Below are 16,923 nucleotides of genomic sequence, written 5' to 3' on the forward strand. Positions count from 1 at the left end.
CTAGCGGATCGGCGTCAGCGACGCTGTGCTTGCGCGGCCCTGGCGGCGGCGAGCAGGCTGCGCGGACGCGCGTTGTCGGCGATCGTGATGTCTGTCCAGCCCAGGCCGCGCGCGAGTTCGGCCAGCCGCGCGCTGGCGGCGCTCACCCGCGCGCGGCGCAGGATGGCCGTAGCGTCGGGTGGGAGTGCCGCGAGCAATGTCTGCAAGGCCTCGCCGCTGCTCAGCATCAGCCAGGCCGGCGTGTCGAGCGCGCGCAACGCGGCGATGCCGCGCTGCGATGGCGGTACCGGCACGCGTTCGTAGACATCGACGCGATGCAGGCGCGCGCCGCGTCGTTGCAAGGTGGGCGCCATGCGGTCGCGTCCGCCGGGGGCGGTCAGCACGGCGACGCCGACGCCGCGAAGATCGTGCAGTTCCGGCATCGCGAGCAGGCCTTCGCTGTCCATGCGCTCGGGCTTCCGGACACGGGCGATGCCGGCATGCCGCAGCGCCATCGCGGTGCCGTCGCCGACGGCGTACCAGCGCTGCCCGCGCCGTTCGCGCAGCGGCAGCAACGCCCGTGCCGCGCGCGCGGCGGCGGGACTGGTGACGATGACATGTGGTACGGCCAGCGCCTCGTGCAGGCGCACGCGCGTGGCGTCGTCGTCGCGAACGACGAGCTTCCACGGCGAGAGCGCGATCGTCCGCGCGCCATGCGCCGCCGCGGCGCGCCGCAGCGCTTCGTGGTCGCCGACCGGACGCAGCGAGATCACGGCGCATCCGGACAACGGCGAGTGGATCGACATCTCCGAAACCGGGTGCGTGGCGGCGCGAATGTGGGAACTGCGCGACATGATGCGGGCCAGCTTGGACATTCGTCGCAACGTCCGCAAGCCGGCTTGCGGCAGAATGCCGGGTTTCGGCATCGGTCCGGGCGCGGCAGGCGCGGACGATGGCCGTTTGTGCAATCCCCACGACTCAAGGCCCCCCATGCCGTCGACAGATCAAGCCCTGCGAGCGCTCAACCACCATTACCAATCGATGCCCCCGGTGGCGACGATGCACCTCAGCATCGCCGGCTATGACGGCGAACGCCTGCGCCTGCACGCGCCGCTGGCGCAGCATCTCAACGACAAGGGCAATGCCTTCGGTGGCAGCCTGATCTCGCTGCTGACGCTGGCCTCGTGGGGCCTGGTGACGATGCACGTGCAGGCGGCGGGCCTGGAGGCGGATGTGTACGTCGCCGACAGCGAGGTCCGCTATCTCGCGCCCCTGTACGCCGACATCGAGGCGGTCTCGCAACTGGCCGAGGACGCATCCTGGGACGATTTCATCCATATGCTGCGCAGCCGCGGCCGTGCCCGCACCACCCTGGTCGCCCACGTGCCGCTGCCGGACGGGCGCATCGCCACCACCTGTCGTTCCCGTTACGTGGCGATCCTCAAATCGTGAACGTCGCGGCACTGCTACGATGTGGCCATTCATCGGGGAGGCGATCGTGATGCGGGCTTTGAAATCGATGGGGCTGGCTGGATTGGTGCTTCTGCTGACATGTCTGGTCGGCGCCTGTGCCACCTCCAAGAGGAACATGAAGTTCGACGAGTCGGTGTACGCCTATTCGGCGGCGATCCGCTGGGGCGATTTCGAAGGCGCCTGGACCATGGTCGACCCGGAGTACCGCAAGGAACATCCGATCACGGACCTGCAACTGGAGCGCTACAAGCAGATCCAGGTGTCCGCCTATCGCGACATCGCCACCAAGAACGGGCCCAACGGCACCGTGCTGCGCGAGATATTCATCGGCGTGATCAACAAACACGACATGTCCGAGCGCAGCACGCGCTACACCGAGCGCTGGCGTTACGACGAAGCCACCAAGACGTGGTGGCTCACGGTGGGCTTGCCGGATTTCTGGCAAGGCGAGTGATCGGCTGAAGATTTCGAGCCGTGTCGTCGGCACGGCTCGAGGGGCGGGCGATCCGAAGCCGACCGTGCTTCGTGAGCAGATGGCCTCCAATGATCAGAGGCGCACAAATTTGGCGGCGTGCTGAATCGCGGTGCCTGGCGGATTCCAGCTGCCAATCGCTCTCAGGCGAGATACCGAAAACCTCGGCGGGAACAGCAGGCGAGTGCGGAATGCGCGCAAGGAATGCCTTCGCGCCACATGCACAAACAGTGATGTATCCAGCTGGATACAAATTCACCAGTCCTTCTGAAACTCTTGCGGATCATCTAACGGAATGCGGTGCTTGGCCGTAGGTCTGAACTTCCCTTGGATCCCGCTCAACAATCCTGCCGGGGTGTAAATGATCACGTTCAAAAGTGTCGTGCCTGCCGCTTTATTCGCTGCCGGCGCACTTCTCGCGTCTCCCGCGTCTGCCATGCATTGGCGGGTTCAGGGCGATGATGGTCAGTGGACAGATACGTATGAGGGCATCGTCATCTCCGGTCCTGTGGCATACGGGACACGAAGCGGAACGATCCCTTGCAACATCCGCATGGAGGTGTCGTTGAAAGGAGGGGTTGCCGCAGTTGTCGCGGCTGAATTCTCCGGCCCTTGGAGCTGTCCCGACATCAAGGCGAGCAATCTGCCTTGGGACATTGCCCCACCTGTCACCCCATTCCGGCCCGAGAGCTTTAAATCGTATCTTGTCATCAGCGGCATTGCTTTGTTCTTTCGCGTTCCCTACATCACCTGCCTGGAAGGTATCGCGGTTGGGGAGCTGGAGGCGGGGCAAAACGGCGGTGGGAATCCCTTTTCCTTCAACATCGGTTTTCCGCGCCAGCCTGCCACGCCATGCAACGGCATACAGACCCTCGAAGCTTTTGGAAAATTGACGACCAACAGAGTTCTCGACTTTGTCGGCGGATGATCGATCGCTTCACCTTGCGCGCTTCTCACAGCCGCGTGTCGAGCACGTGGAGCGCGGCAAGGTGCCGCCCATGTTTCGATGAACAGTGTCGCCGCGCCGCCAGGCAGCGGCGACGTGGCCACCAACATGCGGGAGCCGGACGATCCCGGGTTCAAGAAGAAATTCGCCGCGGCCGAGCTGACCGCGAGCCCGAGCCCCCAGCGCTGGTCGGCCACTGAGGGCCGCAGCCCCTGATAAAGCGGGCAAACAGCACGACACCATGGCGCACGGCCGTGCGTATCGCCGGTCGGCCGCCCCCCGATGCGATGAAAGCCCTGAAGGCGCGCCGCGGAGTCGTGCGACAATCCCCGCCCCGTCGCATCCTTGCCATTCCGTGACCCTCGACGAACTGCTGGCCTTCGCCGGCCGCAATCCCCTCCTCTCGACCGCCCTGGCCGGTCTGACCGTCGCGATCATCGCCAACGAGATCGCGCAGCTGTTCCGCGGCTACAAGACCGTGCGCGCGGCCGAACTCACCGCGCTGATCAACCGCGACAACGCGCTCGTGGTCGATCTGCAACCGATCGCCGACTTCGAAAAGGGCCACATCCCCGGTGCGAAGAACGTGCAGATGAGCCAATTCGACCCGGAGAACAAGCAGCTGGCGGCGGCGAAGACGCTGCCGGTGGTGCTGGTCTGCAAGACCGGTCAGACCTCCGGCGAAGCCGCCAAGCGGCTGAAGAAGGCCGGTTTCGAGCGCGTCTACGTGCTCGACGGCGGCATCGGCGGCTGGCTGCAGGCCGATCTGCCGCTGGCCAAGGGCAGAAAGTAAGCCGCCGCAGTCAGAGCACGCGAAGACGCTGCGTCTGCCGCAGATCGGTCACCGATTGCGTGCGATAATCACCCTCTTTTCCCGCTTCTTTACTTACAGTTCCCAGCCGGAGTGCACTCGAAATGTCCGACCAAGCCCAGAACGGCGCCGCCCCGGTCGCCAATGGCCCGCAGTTCAGCGTCGAGAAGATCTACATCAAGGATGTCTCTTTCGAAGCGCCCAACGCGCCCGCCGTGTTCAATGAACAGGGCCAGCCGCAGCTTCAGATGAACCTCAACCAGCGCGTGCAGCGCTTGAACGACACCGCCTTCGAAGTGGTGCTCGGCGTCACCCTGACCTGCACCGTCAACGAGAAGACCGCGTATCTGGCCGAAGTGCAGCAGGCCGGTGTGTTCGGCCTCGCCGGGTTCGACGAAAACGTGCTCGATGCCATGCTCGGCACGCATTGCCCGAACGTGCTGTATCCCTACGTGCGCCAGACCATCGGTGATCTGATCCAGGCCGGTGGCTTCCCGCCGTTCCTGCTGCAGCCGATCAACTTCGATGCGCTGTACGCCGAAGGCCTGCGCCAGCGCGCCCAGCAGGGCGATCTGGCCAACAGCGAGACCGCCGGCAACGCTTGATCTGCCGCGAGGGCGGTCATGACGTCAGCGGGACAGGACACTTTGTCGGTCGCGGTGCTCGGCGCGGGCTCGTGGGGCACCGCGCTGGCGGCGTTGATCGCGCGCCATCAACATCGCACGGTCCTGTGGGGCCGTGGCGAGGCGGCGATCGCCGCCATCGACGAACGCCACGAGAACTCGCGCTACCTGCCCGGCATCGCATTGCCGGCGTCGCTGCGCGCCACCACCGATCTGGCCGCCGCGCTGCGCGATGTCGATCTGGTGCTGGTCGTGGTGCCGTCCCATGCGTTCGCCGAAACCCTGCGCGCGCTGGCGCCGCATCGTCCCGCGGGTGCTGGCGTGGCCTGGGCCACCAAGGGCTTCGAACCCGGTTCGGGGCGTTTCCTGCATGAAGTCGCCGGCGAGGTGCTTGGCCCCGGCGTGCCGCTGGCCGTGGTCACCGGACCTTCGTTCGCCAAGGAAGTCGCGCTCGGCCTGCCGACCGCGCTCACCGTGCACAGCAACGACGAGGAATTCGGCCAGCAGGTCGCCGACGTGCTGCACGGCCCCGCCTTCCGCGCCTACACGGGCGACGACATGCGCGGCGCCGAACTCGGCGGCGCGATGAAGAACGTGCTGGCGGTCGCCACCGGCGTCGCCGACGGCATGAATCTCGGGCTCAACGCGCGCGCCGGCCTGATCACGCGCGGCCTCAACGAAATGCTGCGGCTCAATCTCGCCATCGGCGGACGCGCGGAAACGCTGATGGGCCTCGCCGGTCTCGGCGATCTCGTGCTCACCTGTACCGGCGATCTCTCGCGCAATCGCCGCCTCGGCCTCGCGCTCGGTCGCGGCCAGACGCTCGACGATGCCGTGCGCGAGATCGGGCAAGTCGTCGAGTCCGTGCAGACCGCCGACGAAGTGATGCGCCTGGCTGATCGTCACGGCGTCGAACTGCCGATCGCCAGCAACGTGCGTGACGTGCTGCACGGCGACATCACGCCGGCCGAAGGCCTCGCGCGTCTGCTCGCGCGCGAGCAGAAGGCGGAATATCCCACCGACCTGTTCCACTGACGGCGAGTTGCTAGCTAGACACGGATTCTTTCCATCGTCATTCCTGCGAAAGCAGGAATCCAGCGCCTTTGCCTTTGGTTTTGCTACGACGGACGAAAGACACTGGATTCCTGCTTTCGCAGGAATGACGAGCAAAAGCAAACAAATAAAAAGCCCGGCCATTGCTGGCCGGGCTTGGTCGCGACGCGTTTAGAGGGAGAGAGAGAACGCGGCGCGGTAACGGTGTCGCGTTGGCTTACCAGCTGACGCGCGGACCGACGAACCACTGCACATCGCCGCCCTTGATCAGCTTGGCGTCGGCGGAAATGCCCCAGGTCTGGTTGAACTTCACCTGCGCGCCGAGGCGGCCGTAGAAGTCGTGGTTGTCTTCCAGCACGTACTTGGCCTTGTCGTCATAGTGCTCGTAACCGGCCAGCGCGTAGCCTTCCAGGTTCGGCAGCAACGAGGCGCGCACGCCGACTTCGGCGCTGTAGCCGTCGAAATCGAAGCCGTGGCCGGCGTCGAACTTCTCGTAGGCCACGCGCGAGAGCAGGTCGACCTTCGGCGAGATCTCGCGGTTGTAGCCGACGCCGACGCGCCACTGGTCGAAGTCGGTGCTGGTGTTGTCGATTTCCTGGTTGCTGTAGGCGCCGAACAGGTGGAAGTTCGGATGCACGGCGACCGAGCCGTCGATGCCCCAACCGTCGGCATCGGCGCCGTCGGTGTTGGTCGCGGCGTAGCCGCCCTGGACGTAGTTGTAGGACAGGCCTTCAGCGGCGGAAGCAGCAAACGGCGTGGCCGCCGCCAGCGCGAGGGCAAGCAGATAGCGTTTCATGGGGGAGTCTCTCTAGAGGGTGGTTCTTGTTCTTGGTTTTTTTAAAAGAGCCGGCCCAGGCGTCCTAGGGGAGGGAGAGAACCGTTGAGGGGAATCACGGCGACGCCTGGACCGGTGACGCGCATTTTCCTCTCGGCGAGGCAACGCGGACTGAATAATGAACTGAAAAGTACAGGAACTTTTCAATGCGAGCGGTGTCTTGTGCCGCCCGCGACGCTCGGGGCGTCACACAAGCAGCCTAAAAAGCCTGTTTTCAAGGGGACGCGGATGAGATCCGCGCGTCGGCACCGGCTTGTTCACTGCTCGATAATGTGACGCAAGTCATATTTTAATAGACGACTTCGTCACATCAGTGGATGGGGAGGCAGTCGTTGCAACCAGGCCAGTGCCGACATTCGACCGGTGCTTCGGGCGCTTTGGCGTCATTCAACAGAGAGTGAGTGCAACGCATGAATGAGCAACAACAGGGGGGACGCTATCGCGTCCGTGGAACGGCTTCCAAGCCGGTGGTCAAGGAAACCGGCATGCGGGGCGGGAAGCTGCGCCTGACGGCGCAAGGGTCGGCCCTGCTGGCCGCGGGCCTGCTGGTCGGTGGCTGGCTGGTGCCGACGCAGCAGGCGCAGGCACAGGTGTACTGCGTCGATGCGGCCGGGAATCCGGTCGATCCGGCGGGCGCGGAAGGCAGTGATTCGGTGACCTGCGGCCCCAACGCGCAGGCGATCGGTCCCAACAGCGTGGCGGTCGGCAACGGCGCGAAAGCCGACGCGGCCAGCGCCGTCGCGATCGGCGTGGACGCCCATGCGGTGGCGGTGAGCAGCGTCGCGATCGGCAGTCTGGCGGTCGCCAACGACACCAACAGCCTCGCCCTCGGCGCGAACACCAGCGCCACCGGCACCAGCAGCATCGCCCTGGGCGACCGTGCCGCCAGTAACGGCGCCAACGCGCTGTCGCTGGGCGCGAACACGCAGGCGACAGGCACCAGCAGCGTTTCCATCGGCGATCGCTCCGTCGCCAATGGCGACAACACCTTGGCGCTCGGCGCCAATACACAGGCCACCGCGACCAGCGCCGCCGCCATCGGCGATCGCGCGGCTGCCAGCGGCATCAATTCGATCGCGCTGGGCGCGAACACGCAAGCCACCGCGACCAGCGGTGTGGCACTCGGCGACAGCGCGGTGTCCAACGGCGTGAACGCGTCGGCGCTCGGCGCGAACAGCCAGGCGCTCGCGGTCAGCTCGGTCGCGGTCGGCGACAGTGCCATCGCCAACGGCGCCAACGGCATCGCGATCGGTTCCAACGCCACCACCGCGGCCGTCGACGACGCCACGGCGATCGGCAAGAACACCCTCGCCAGCGGCACCGGCGCGGTCGCCCTTGGCGGTGATGCCGCCACCGGCGCGCAAGCGACCGGCAACTACGCGCTCGCGCTCGGTGCGCACAGCGCCGCCAGCACGCTCAATGCGGTGGCGGTCGGCAACAACGCGCAGGCGACCGGCGAACAGGCCACCGCGCTCGGCGCCGATACCGTCGCCAGCGGCGAGCAGAGCATCGCCTCGGGCGTGGGCAGCACGGCCAGCGGCAGTGGCAGCGTCGCTTCGGGCGCGCTGAGCGTGGCGTCGAACAACGAAACCACGGCGCTGGGTTACTTCAGCACGGCTTCCGGCGACAGCGCCACGGCGGTCGGCGCGGAAAGCACGGCCAGCGGTGATTTCAGTTCGGCGCTCGGTTTCGGTGCCAATGCCAGCGAAGCCAACAGCGTCGCGCTCGGCGCCAACAGCACGACGACGGCAGCGGTCGCCACGCCGAGCGGCGTCATCGACGGCACGATGTACAACTATGCGGGCGGTGCGCCAGCAGGCGTGGTGAGCGTGGGCGCGCCGGGTGCTGAGCGTCAGATCCAGAACGTGGCGGCGGGGCAGGTCAGCGCGACCAGTACCGATGCGGTGAATGGTTCGCAACTGTATGCCACCAATCAGGCCATCGAGAATCTGGCCAGCACGATCGAAGTCGGCGGCGTGAAGTACTACAGCGTCAATTCCACCGGCGGCGGCAACGAGAACAACGACGGCGCCACCGGTGCGGACGCGATCGCCGCCGGCAAGGACGCCGAGGCCACGGGCGATGGGAGCGTCGCGGTGGGTCTGGGTGCGAAGGCGACCGATGACGGCGCACTCGCATACGGTTCTGGCGCACAGGCCACGACACTCAACAGCCTGGCGATCGGTGCGGGGGCGCAGGCGACGCACGCCAACAGCGTCGCGCTCGGCGCGGGCTCGGCCACGACGGTCGGCGCGCAGAGTGGCTACAACGCCGCGTATGTCGGCAGCAGCAACTCGACGGGCGAGGTGAACGTCGGTGGCCGCACCGTCACCGGCGTGGCACCGGGCATCGCCGGCACCGACGCGGTGAACGTCGATCAGCTCAAGGCCGGTGTGGATTCCGCCAACGAATACACCAACACGCAGATCACCACCGTCAACACGCGCATCGACAATCTCGACAACCGCGTCACCAACATCGAAGGCGATATCACCGACATCAAGGGTGACATCACCAACATCGACAACCGGGTGACCGATATCGAGGGCACCGTCACCAACATCAGCAACACCGTCAACCAGTTCGACAACCGCATCACCAATGTCGAGAACGGGTCGAGCGGCATGTTCCAGGTTAGCCAGGACCACAACACGCCGCCGCCGAAACCCACGGGCACCAACTCCGCCGCCGGTGGCGCCGGTGCGGTGGCCTCGGGCAACAACGCGCTGGCCGTCGGCAACGACAGCACCGCGTCGGGCCACAACAGCACGGCGCTGGGCACGGGCTCGACCGCATCCGGCGCGAGCAGCACCGCGATCGGCCAGGGCGCCAACGCCTCGCACGGCAACAGCGTGGCGCTCGGCGCGGGCTCGTCCACGACGGTGGGCGCGCAGACCAACTACAACGCCGCCTACGTCGGCGGCAGCACGTCGACCGGTGAAGTGAACGTCGGCGGCCGCACGATCACCGGCGTGGCGCCGGGTATCGCCGGCACCGATGCGGTGAACGTCAACCAGCTCAGCGCCGGTGTGAACTACGCCATCAACCAGGCCAACCAGTACACCGACAACCGCGTCAGCCAGATCGAGAACGACGTGTGGAACATCGATCGCGGTTACCGCGGCGCCACCGCTTCGGCGATGGCGATGGCTGGTTTGCCGCAGGCGTATCTGCCGGGCAAGAGCATGCTGGCGGTCGGTGTCGGCGGCTATCAGAGCGAGTACGGCATGGCCGTGGGCCTGTCGGGCATCACCGAGAACGGACGCTACGTCTACAAGGCCCAGGCCAGCGGCAACACCGTGCGCGACTGGGGCTTCTCGGTCGGTGCCGGCATCCAGTGGTAAGGGGACGCGGCGCGACACGCGACGCGCACCGTAATCGACGACATTCGAATCTGGGGTACGACAACATGAAGTTTGATTTTTCCGTGGGTAAGCAAGGAATGCTGGCCGTGAGCGTCATGGCGATCGCGTTGACGGCCTGCGGCACGCGGCACATCAGCCGCGACATCGGCGACGATGGCCGCGCAGGCGAAGTGATCTTCCCGAAGGTGGAGGACATCGTGCTGAAGGAAGGCACGTTCCCGAATCTCGACAACCTGCGTGCGGTCGCGCCGGGCGTGACCAAGGACCAGCTGTACGATCTGCTCGGCCGTCCGCACTTCCGCGAAGGCTATGCCGGCGTGCGCGAGTGGGATTATCTCTTCCACTTCCGCAAGGACGACGGCAGTGTGACGACTTGCCAATACAAGGTGATCTTCGACAAGGATTACCACGGCCAGAGTTTCCACTGGGCGCCGGAGTCGTGCGCGGATGTGCTGAAGCCGGCGGCAGCGCCGGCTCCCGCGCCGGTCGCGCAGAGCAAGCCGATCTCGCTCTCGGCCGATGCGATGTTCGCGTTCGGCAAGGCCGAACTCTCGCCGCAGGGTCGCGGCGAACTGTCGGCGCTGGCCGCGCAGCTCAAGTCGGCGTCCTCGGCGCGCGCCACCGTGATCGGTCACACCGATCGCATCGGTAATGAAGCGGCCAATCAGGCGTTGTCGGAGCAGCGTGCGCAGGCGGTGCGGCAGTTCCTGCTCGATCAGGGCGTGACCGCGGCGATCACCGCCGAAGGCCGCGGCGAACGCGAGCCGGTGAAGGAATGCGAGGAGCAGCCGCGCAAGGCACTCATCGCTTGTCTGGCACCGAATCGCCGCGTCGAGATCGCGGTCGAAGGCAACCAGTAAGCCCGCACATCGCGCGGCCGGAGACGGCCGCGCGATGCTGCTGCATCGTCAAGCGAAACCGAGCTGCCGCCACGCCTCGAACACCACCACCGCCACGGCGTTGGAGAGATTGAGGCTGCGGTTGTTCGGCCGCATCGGCAGGCGCAGGCGTTGCGCTTCCGGCACCGTGTCGATCACCTCGGACGGAAGCCCGCGCGTTTCCGGTCCGAACAGGAACGCGTCGTTCTCGGCGAAGCGCGGCGTGTCGTAGCGCACGGCGTTGCGCGTGGAGAGGGCGAACAAGCGTGGCGGCGCGATCGCCTGCAATGCCGCGTCCAGCGATTCGTGCACGCGCACCGGCGCGTACTCGTGATAGTCGAGGCCGGCGCGGCGCAGCTGCTTGTCTTCGAGCGTGAAGCCGAGCGGCGCGATCAGATGCAGCCGCGCACCGGTGTTGGCGCACAGGCGGATCACGTTGCCGGTGTTGGGCGGAATTTCCGGCTGGTAGAGCAGGACGTCGAACATGTGCGCATTATGTCGTGAGGTATCGACGGTGAGGATGTTGCATCTGCTCGTCATTCCTGCGAAAGCAGGAATCCAGTGTCTTTCGCGCAGCAGGCAGACGATCTTCCGAAGAACAAAGTCGCTGGATTCCTGCTTTCGCAGGAATGACGAGCATCGGGTGGGCGGACGTCGTTCGCATCAGCGATCCGCGAACACGCTCTCGCGTCCTGTGAACAACGCGTCCTGCGCGCGCAGACGCTCGAACAGGAATTCGCCGAGCACGCGGAGGCGCCGCACCTGCCGCAGATCCGGATGCGTGATCAGCCACAGCGGTACCGCGGCGTCGTCCAACGTGGCGCCGACGCGCCGCAGCGCGGGTTCGCGATCGGCGAGGTAACAGGGCAGGGCGGTCATCCCCATGCCGGCCTTTGCCGCCTGCAGCAGCGCGAGCAGGGAGTCGCCGCGATGCACGATGCGTTCGCGCGCCACGTGCGCGGCGATCCAGCGCGCGCTGCCCACGTGCGAGAGCGATTCGTCGGGCGCGATCCAATCGTGTTCGGCGAAATCCTCATCGCCGAGGCCGCGCTGTGTTTGCCGCGCGAGATAGTCCGGCGTGGCATAGCGCGCGATCGCGACCGTCGTCATCTGCCGTGCGATCAGGTGGTCCGGCACCGTGGCCGTCGGGCGGATCGCCATGTCGGCATCGCGCCGGCTCAGGTCGAAGATGGCATTGCCGGCGGCGACTTCGATGACGATGCCGGGTTCGAGCTGGCGGAATTCGGCGAACAGCGGCGCCACGATGTGCAGCAGGGTGTCGGTGGTGGTGATGCGGATGCGGCCCGACAGGCGCAGATCCTCACCGAGCAGGCGGCGGTCGAGCGCGTCGAGTTCCTCGCCGATGCGGTCGGCGGCGGCGATGGCGATCTCGCCGGCGGGCGTGGGCGTGTAGCCGCCGCGCGCGCGATCGAACAGGCGCGCGCCGATGCGCGCCTCCAGCGCGGCGAGTCGGCGGAAGGCCGAGGAGTGGTCCACGCCCAGCCGCTTCGCCGCGCCGCCCAGGCTGCCGCGATCGGCGATGGCCAGGAGCAGGCGCAGGTCGTCGAGCGCGATGCCGCCGGTGGGAGTGATTATTTGCTTTTTACGCAAACGAAACGTTCTTTTTTGCCGTATTGGTTTGCGAAGAATACAACAACATGATTGGGCTCCCATCCCGGAGTCCCGTCATGAAGCTCTACTACGCCACCAACAGCTGCTCGCTTTCACCCCACATCATCGCCAATGAAGCTGGCATCTCCCTCGATCTGGAGAAGGTAAACATCACCAAGGCCCCGCACCTCACGGAAGCCGGCCAGGATTTCGCCGAGATCAACCCGAAGGGTTACGTGCCGGCGCTGCGTCTGGACGACGGCAGCCTGCTCACCGAGGGCGTCGCCATCGCCCTGTACCTGGCCGATCGCACGCCACAGAGCGGGTTGGCCCCGGCCGAGGGCACGCCCGAGCGCTATCGCTTGCTGGAATGGCTCACCTTCATCAGCAGCGAACTGCACAAGGCCTACAGCCCCTGGCTGTTCCATCCCGAGCTCGGCGAAACGGCGCAGCAGGCCGCGCGCGCGAAGATCGCGGACCGGCTGGCGCTGATCGAAAAACACCTGGCCACGAACGCCTATCTGCTCGGCGAGCGGTTCAGCGCCGCCGACGCCTACGCCTTCACCGTGATCGGCTGGTCGAAGTGGACCCGCGTCGACCTGACGCCGTACCCGCGCCTGCGCGACTACCTGCAGCGCATCGCCGCGCGCCCGCACGTGCGCGAGGCCATGCGCGCGGAAGGTATGGCGATCGCGGCGGCGGCCTGAGCATCGTCATGAGCAACGCACTCGCATGGGGAATGCTGCTCGTCGCCGGTGTGCTCGACGTGTTGTGGGCGCTGGCGATGAAACAGGCCGAGGGCTACACGCGGCTGGGCTGGAGCCTCGTCTCGTTGCTGCTGCTCGCCGCGTTCGTCTGGCTGCTGGGCAGGAGCCTGAGCGTGCTGCCGGTCGGCACCGCCTATGCGGTGTGGACCGGGATCGGCGCGGTCGGCACGGTGCTGGCGGGTGCGTGGTTGTTCGGCGAATCGCTGGGTGCGGTGCGTCTTGGTGGCATCGCGTTGGTGCTGGCCGGCATCGTGATGCTGAAGCTGGCGCCGGCGTGAACCCTCATGCTCGTCATTCCCGCCTTCGCGGGAATGACGAGCAAAAAGCCATGCGTTTCTGGCGCTGGCGCTCACCAGGGCAATTCGCGCCCCTGCCAATCGAAGAAATGCCCGCTCTGCGCCGATGTCGCGCCATCGATCACGCGCAGCAAGCCGCTCACCGCATCCGTGGCCGGCACCGTGGCGTCGGGCCCGCCCATGTCGGTCTGCGCCCAGCCGGGATGCAGCGCGATCACGGGGATGCCGCGCGGCGCCAGCGCCTGCGCCAGCAGCGCGCTGACCATGTTCAGCGCGGCCTTGCTGATGATGTAGCTCGGCGTGCCGAAACGGCTCACGCCGGCGATGGAGCCGAGCTGCGAGCTGATATTGGCGACCTTGCCGCCATCGGCGAGCGACTCGGCCAGCGCCTGCGTCAGCAGCAGCGGGCCCATCGCATTGGTGCGGAAGCTGTCCTCGACGATGCTCGCGCTCAGGCGGCCGAAGCGTTCGCCCGAATGCAGCACGCCGGCATTGTTGATCAGCAGATCGAGCTTGCCGGGTGCGTCGTCGTCCTGGCCGCCGAGCACCAGCGGCAGCTCGCGCGCCAGTTCGAGATGGGTTTTCGGATCGGCCACGTCCAGCGGCAGCACGTGCAACCGCCCCGGATGGCCGCCGGCGAGGGCGTTGAGCGCGGTGGCCTTGCCCGGCTTGCGGCAGGCCGCGATCACATGATCGCCGCGCGCCAGCAACTGGCGGACGAATTCGAGCCCGAGGCCACGGTTGGCGCCGGTCACCAGGCAGTGTCGGGAAGCCATGGTGGGGAGTCTATAACGTCGGAGAGCCGCGAAACCCCCACAGGACTTGTGGCCTAGGTCGCAGTCCTGGCCGAACGGCTAGGATGCGAGACCTTTCGTCCATCGCACAGGAGTGCCGAATGCCGTCCTTCGCCCGCCGTACGTCCGCCGCGCCGCGCCGCCCGCGCGCCGCCTTGCTCGCTCTCGCCCTTGGCGCCGCTCTTGGCAGCCTGGCGCCGGTCTCCGCGTTCGCCGCGCCGGCGACGACCAAGAGCGTCGACATCCCCTACGAGCAGTTCACCCTGCCCAACGGCCTGCGCGTGATCGTGCACACCGACCGCAAGGCGCCGATCGTGGCGGTGAACATCTGGTATCACGTCGGCAGCAAGGACGAGCCGGCCGGACGCAGCGGCTTCGCGCACCTGTTCGAACATCTGATGTTCAACGGCTCGGAGAACCACAAGGGCGAATTCTTCGAACCGTTCGAACTGGTCGGCGCCACCGACATGAACGGCACCACCAACAGCGACCGCACCAACTATTTCGAGAACGTGCCCACCACCGCGCTCGACATGGCACTGTGGATGGAGTCCGACCGCATGGGCCACCTGCTCGGCGCCATCGACCAGAAGACGCTCGATGAGCAACGCGGTGTGGTGCAGAACGAGAAGCGCCAGGGCGAGAACCAGCCCTACGGCCAGGTGTGGGAAAAACTCGCGCAGGTGATGTACCCGAAGGGCCATCCCTACCACCACACCACGATCGGCTCGATGACCGATCTCAACGCCGCCTCGCTCGAGGACGTGAAGAACTGGTTCCGCACCTGGTACGGCCCCAACAACGCGGTGCTGGTGCTGGCCGGCGACATCGACGCGAAGACGGCCAAGGAAAAGGTGGCGAAGTATTTCGGTGACATCCCGGCCACGCCGAGCATGGCGCAGCCGAAGGTGGACGTGGCCCGGCGCACCGAGAACACCCGCGAGGTGATGCAGGACAAGGTGCCGCAGGCGCGCATCTACCGCGTCTGGAACGTGGCCCAGGTCGGCACCGCCGACAACGATCGCCTGCAGTTGTTCTCGCAGGTGCTCGGTGGCAGCCAGTCCTCGCGCCTGGACAAGCGCCTGCTGCATGAGGAGAAACTGGTCGACAGCATCGGCACCGATGTCGATGTGCAGCAGCTGGCTTCCAGTTTCATCATCATCGCCAACGTCAAGCAGGGCGTCGATCCGGCCAAGGTGGAAGCGATCATCGACGAGGAGCTGAAGAAGCTCGTCGCCGAAGGCCCCAGCGCCGCCGAACTGCAGCAGGCCAAAACGGTTTATCGCGCCGGCTTCATCCGCGGCATCGAACGCATCGGCGGCTTCGGCGGCAAGGCCGACGCACTGGCGCAGTGCGCGGTGTATGAAAGCGATCCCGGTTGCTTCCGCACCTCGCTGAGCAATATCGAGACCACCACGGCCGATCAGCTGAAGGCCGTCGGCGGCCAGTGGCTCGGTGTCGGCAGCCACACCCTGGTGGTGGCGCCGGGCCAGCGCACCGCGCTGGTCGAGGAGCCGAGCGAAACGCCGGCCCCGCTGACCCTGCCGGCGGTCGATCCGAAGTACAAGACCGCCGCCAGCGACGTCGACCGCGCCAAGGGCGTGCAGGTGCCGTCGCAGTTCCCGGAGCTGAAATTCCCGCAATTGCAGCGCGCCACGCTCAAGAACGGCACCAAGCTGATCCTGGCCGAACGCCGCGGCGTGCCGGTGGTGCGGATGAGCTACGAGTTCAACGGCGGCTCGGCGAGCGATGACAAGGCCACGCTCGGCGCGGCCAGCTTCACGATGGGCATGCTCGACGAGGGTGCCGGCGATCTCGATGCGCTGGGCTTCGCCAACCGTGCCGAATCGCTGGGCGCCAACCTCGGCGCCGGCGCCTCGATCGACGGTAGCAACGCTTCGCTGTCGGCGCTGAAGGAAAACCTCGATCCTTCCATCGCGCTGTTCGCCACCATGCTGCGCCAGCCGCGCTTCGACCAGAAGGAAATCGATCGCGTGAAGGCGACCTGGATCGCCGGCATCCAGCAGGAAAAGGCGCGCCCGAACGGCGCCGCGCAGCGCGTGCTGCCGCCGCTGCTGTACGGCGCTGGCCATCCCTACGCGATTCCCTTCAGCGGCACCGGTACCGAAGCGTCGATCCAGGCGCTGAGCCGCGACAACCTGCTCGCCTACCAGCGCACCTGGCTGCGTCCTGAAAACGCCACGCTGATCGTGGTCGGCGACACCACGCTGAAGGAGATCGTGCCGCTGCTCGACAAGCACCTCGGCGACTGGAAGGGCGAGGGCGCGGCGCCCGCCGCCACGACCATTCCGGAGGTGGCGCGTCCGGCCAAGCCGCGCGTGTTCCTGATCGACCAGCCGGGCGCCGTGCAGGCCACCATCCTCGCCGGCGAACTGGTGCCCTCGACCAAGGACGCGGGCTCGGTGAAGTTCGACATCGCCAACTCCGTGCTCGGCGGCGAATTCTCCTCGCGCCTGAACATGAACCTGCGCGAGGACAAGCACTGGGCCTATGGCGCTTACAGCTTCAGCTCCGGCGCGCTCGGACAGCGGCCGTGGATCGCCTTCGCGCCGGTGCAGATCGACAAGACCGCCGATTCGCTCAAGGAACTGCAGCGCGAGATCAGCGAATACGTGAGCGGCAAGGTGCCGCCGAGCGCCGCCGAAGTCGCCAAGATCCAGGCCACCGAGATCCGCGGCCTGCCCGGCGCCTACGAAACCTCGGCCGCGGTGATGGGCACGATCGGCGGCATCGTCCGCTACGACCGTCCCGACGACTACGTGTTCAAGCGCAAGGCCGAGATCGAAGCCCTGACCCCGGCGCAGGTGGCCGAGGCGGCGAAGACCATCGACGCCGACACGCTGACCTGGGTGGTGGTCGGTGACCTGAAGCAGATCGAACAGCCGATCCGCGCACTGAACCTCGGCGAAGTGAGCGTGGTCGACGCCGACGGCAAGGCTGCCGGCAAGTAAACGTTCGCGCTGTACGGTGTCCACGATGCCCGCCACAATGGCGGGCAT

The 16,923-nt window shown here is 66.6% G+C and carries 17 protein-coding genes; 12 read left to right on the forward strand and 5 right to left on the reverse strand.

Annotated features, from left to right (window positions below; translation table 11 throughout):
• Positions 1-14: 14 nt before the first annotated feature.
• Positions 15-854: a uroporphyrinogen-III synthase gene (locus LG367_RS01865; RefSeq protein ID WP_226467511.1), complete on the reverse strand. Its 840-nt coding sequence runs from the start codon at positions 852-854 to the stop codon at positions 15-17.
• A 115-nt stretch (positions 855-969) separates the two neighbouring features.
• On the opposite strand from LG367_RS01865, the gene LG367_RS01870 reads away from it, so the two are divergent.
• The 7 genes from LG367_RS01870 to LG367_RS01900 all read left to right on the forward strand — a co-directional run bounded on the left by LG367_RS01870 (position 970) and on the right by LG367_RS01900 (position 5,339).
• Entirely contained in the window at positions 970-1,431 is a 462-nt protein-coding gene (locus LG367_RS01870) for a YiiD C-terminal domain-containing protein (RefSeq protein ID WP_226467512.1), read from the forward strand.
• Between the two features lie 136 nt (positions 1,432-1,567).
• A complete protein-coding gene (locus LG367_RS01875) occupies positions 1,568-1,906 on the forward strand; it encodes a hypothetical protein (protein ID WP_226467513.1) in 339 nt (112 codons plus the stop codon).
• 379 nt (positions 1,907-2,285) lie between these two features.
• Positions 2,286-2,852: a hypothetical protein gene (locus tag LG367_RS01880; RefSeq protein ID WP_226467514.1), complete on the forward strand. Its 567-nt coding sequence runs from the start codon at positions 2,286-2,288 to the stop codon at positions 2,850-2,852.
• 78 nt (positions 2,853-2,930) lie between these two features.
• Positions 2,931-3,086 (forward strand): hypothetical protein, encoded by a 156-nt coding sequence (locus LG367_RS01885; protein WP_226467515.1) that lies wholly within the window; start codon positions 2,931-2,933, stop codon positions 3,084-3,086.
• A 139-nt stretch (positions 3,087-3,225) separates the two neighbouring features.
• Entirely contained in the window at positions 3,226-3,663 is a 438-nt protein-coding gene (locus tag LG367_RS01890) for a rhodanese-like domain-containing protein (protein ID WP_226467516.1), read from the forward strand.
• A 122-nt stretch (positions 3,664-3,785) separates the two neighbouring features.
• A complete protein-coding gene (gene secB, locus LG367_RS01895) occupies positions 3,786-4,286 on the forward strand; it encodes a protein-export chaperone SecB (RefSeq protein WP_226467517.1) in 501 nt (166 codons plus the stop codon).
• Between the two features lie 18 nt (positions 4,287-4,304).
• Positions 4,305-5,339: an NAD(P)H-dependent glycerol-3-phosphate dehydrogenase gene (locus tag LG367_RS01900; protein ID WP_226467518.1), complete on the forward strand. Its 1,035-nt coding sequence runs from the start codon at positions 4,305-4,307 to the stop codon at positions 5,337-5,339.
• Positions 5,340-5,574: 235 nt separating this feature from the next.
• Here LG367_RS01900 and LG367_RS01905 read toward each other — a convergent pair whose 3' ends face one another.
• Positions 5,575-6,153: an OmpO family porin gene (locus tag LG367_RS01905; protein ID WP_226467519.1), complete on the reverse strand. Its 579-nt coding sequence runs from the start codon at positions 6,151-6,153 to the stop codon at positions 5,575-5,577.
• A gap of 449 nt (positions 6,154-6,602) precedes the next feature.
• Here LG367_RS01905 and LG367_RS01910 point away from each other — a divergent pair, with 449 nt between their 5' ends.
• Positions 6,603-9,536: a YadA-like family protein gene (locus LG367_RS01910; protein ID WP_226467520.1), complete on the forward strand. Its 2,934-nt coding sequence runs from the start codon at positions 6,603-6,605 to the stop codon at positions 9,534-9,536.
• 83 nt (positions 9,537-9,619) lie between these two features.
• On the forward strand, positions 9,620-10,417 hold the full coding sequence (locus tag LG367_RS01915; protein ID WP_226467521.1) for an OmpA family protein: 798 nt from the start codon (positions 9,620-9,622) through the stop codon (positions 10,415-10,417).
• A gap of 48 nt (positions 10,418-10,465) precedes the next feature.
• Here the strand turns inward: LG367_RS01915 and LG367_RS01920 are convergent, their stop codons facing one another.
• The gene (locus tag LG367_RS01920; RefSeq protein WP_226467959.1) at positions 10,466-10,921 is read right to left on the reverse strand and encodes a tRNA (cytidine(34)-2'-O)-methyltransferase; all 456 of its coding nucleotides are present in this window, start codon (positions 10,919-10,921) and stop codon (positions 10,466-10,468) included.
• 177 nt (positions 10,922-11,098) lie between these two features.
• Positions 11,099-12,046, reverse strand: coding sequence for a LysR family transcriptional regulator (locus tag LG367_RS01925; RefSeq protein WP_226467522.1), 948 nt, complete (start codon positions 12,044-12,046; stop codon positions 11,099-11,101).
• Between the two features lie 77 nt (positions 12,047-12,123).
• Between LG367_RS01925 and gstA the strand changes: the two genes are divergently transcribed.
• The gene (gene gstA, locus LG367_RS01930) at positions 12,124-12,753 is read left to right on the forward strand and encodes a glutathione transferase GstA (protein WP_226467523.1); all 630 of its coding nucleotides are present in this window, start codon (positions 12,124-12,126) and stop codon (positions 12,751-12,753) included.
• Positions 12,754-12,761: 8 nt separating this feature from the next.
• The gene (locus LG367_RS01935) at positions 12,762-13,091 is read left to right on the forward strand and encodes a DMT family transporter (RefSeq protein WP_226467524.1); all 330 of its coding nucleotides are present in this window, start codon (positions 12,762-12,764) and stop codon (positions 13,089-13,091) included.
• Between the two features lie 71 nt (positions 13,092-13,162).
• Here the strand turns inward: LG367_RS01935 and LG367_RS01940 are convergent, their stop codons facing one another.
• Positions 13,163-13,885 carry an SDR family oxidoreductase gene (locus LG367_RS01940; protein WP_226467525.1) on the reverse strand — a complete coding sequence of 241 codons (723 nt, stop codon included), beginning with the start codon at positions 13,883-13,885 and terminating at the stop codon, positions 13,163-13,165.
• Between the two features lie 119 nt (positions 13,886-14,004).
• Between LG367_RS01940 and LG367_RS01945 the strand changes: the two genes are divergently transcribed.
• Positions 14,005-16,875, forward strand: coding sequence for a M16 family metallopeptidase (locus LG367_RS01945; protein ID WP_226467526.1), 2,871 nt, complete (start codon positions 14,005-14,007; stop codon positions 16,873-16,875).
• Positions 16,876-16,923 lie beyond the last annotated feature (48 nt).

This window comes from Luteimonas panaciterrae, from assembly GCF_020511115.1.
Taxonomy (GTDB): Bacteria; Pseudomonadota; Gammaproteobacteria; order Xanthomonadales; family Xanthomonadaceae; genus Luteimonas; species Luteimonas panaciterrae.

Excerpts from the sequence above, each read along its gene's own strand:
- LG367_RS01870 (WP_226467512.1), top strand. The coding sequence starts at position 970 with ATGCCGTCGACAGATCAAGCCCTGCGAGCGCTCAACCACCATTACCAA.
- LG367_RS01920 (WP_226467959.1), bottom strand. The coding sequence starts at position 10,921 with ATGTTCGACGTCCTGCTCTACCAGCCGGAAATTCCGCCCAACACCGGC.
- LG367_RS01940 (WP_226467525.1), bottom strand. The coding sequence starts at position 13,885 with ATGGCTTCCCGACACTGCCTGGTGACCGGCGCCAACCGTGGCCTCGGG.
- LG367_RS01945 (WP_226467526.1), top strand. The coding sequence starts at position 14,005 with ATGCCGTCCTTCGCCCGCCGTACGTCCGCCGCGCCGCGCCGCCCGCGC.
- LG367_RS01910 (WP_226467520.1), top strand. The coding sequence starts at position 6,603 with ATGAATGAGCAACAACAGGGGGGACGCTATCGCGTCCGTGGAACGGCT.
- LG367_RS01875 (WP_226467513.1), top strand. The coding sequence starts at position 1,568 with ATGAAGTTCGACGAGTCGGTGTACGCCTATTCGGCGGCGATCCGCTGG.
- LG367_RS01880 (WP_226467514.1), top strand. The coding sequence starts at position 2,286 with ATGATCACGTTCAAAAGTGTCGTGCCTGCCGCTTTATTCGCTGCCGGC.
- secB (WP_226467517.1), top strand. The coding sequence starts at position 3,786 with ATGTCCGACCAAGCCCAGAACGGCGCCGCCCCGGTCGCCAATGGCCCG.
- LG367_RS01905 (WP_226467519.1), bottom strand. The coding sequence starts at position 6,153 with ATGAAACGCTATCTGCTTGCCCTCGCGCTGGCGGCGGCCACGCCGTTT.
- LG367_RS01865 (WP_226467511.1), bottom strand. The coding sequence starts at position 854 with ATGTCCAAGCTGGCCCGCATCATGTCGCGCAGTTCCCACATTCGCGCC.
- LG367_RS01935 (WP_226467524.1), top strand. The coding sequence starts at position 12,762 with ATGAGCAACGCACTCGCATGGGGAATGCTGCTCGTCGCCGGTGTGCTC.
- LG367_RS01885 (WP_226467515.1), top strand. The coding sequence starts at position 2,931 with ATGAACAGTGTCGCCGCGCCGCCAGGCAGCGGCGACGTGGCCACCAAC.
- gstA (WP_226467523.1), top strand. The coding sequence starts at position 12,124 with ATGAAGCTCTACTACGCCACCAACAGCTGCTCGCTTTCACCCCACATC.
- LG367_RS01900 (WP_226467518.1), top strand. The coding sequence starts at position 4,305 with ATGACGTCAGCGGGACAGGACACTTTGTCGGTCGCGGTGCTCGGCGCG.